Consider the following 570-nt stretch of genomic DNA (forward strand, 5'->3'; position numbering starts at 1 on the left):
CGTCCTTCATCGGCTCCTGGTGCCAAGGCATCCACCGTACGCTCTTAAACACTTACAAACATTTATCAAAACAAAAATAAAGATGCTCGCATCCACTGTGCAATTCTCAAACAACACACACCAACTGCATCCAACACCCCAACCCACACTCTTCAGCGCGTGTTGATAACAGGCGGACCGCAATCGGCATCCATGTCTAACCCTAGAAAAAACTCATCTCCACTCACGCGGAGGTGTGTTCCCTCAGGACCCAATAGTGTATCGATGCTTCACACAGTCACCTGTGTAAACGCCGGCAGCCCTTCTTTAACGAAAGACTCTGGCATTGTTAGTGTTTCACCCATGAGCTCCCACCACTGAACATTCGCCAGTGAAACGGGGCCACCACACTCACACACCCCGGTAAAGAGGTGAGGCGCTGGTACAAAGCAGCACATCGAGCATGGTTTATGTTGCTCCTTAGAAAGGAGGTGATCCAGCCGCACCTTCCGGTACGGCTACCTTGTTACGACTTCGTCCCAATCGCCAATCCCACCTTCGACGGCTCCCTCCCACAAGGGGTTGGGCCAC

At 52.3% G+C, this 570-nt stretch carries 1 rRNA gene; it reads right to left on the reverse strand.

The window, feature by feature from the left end:
* Window positions 1–463: 463 nt before the first annotated feature.
* Window positions 464–570, reverse strand: a 16S ribosomal RNA gene (locus tag AC1TQG_RS27780); the annotation flags it as partial.

The sequence above is a fragment of the Williamsia sp. Y844 genome (assembly GCF_056786475.1).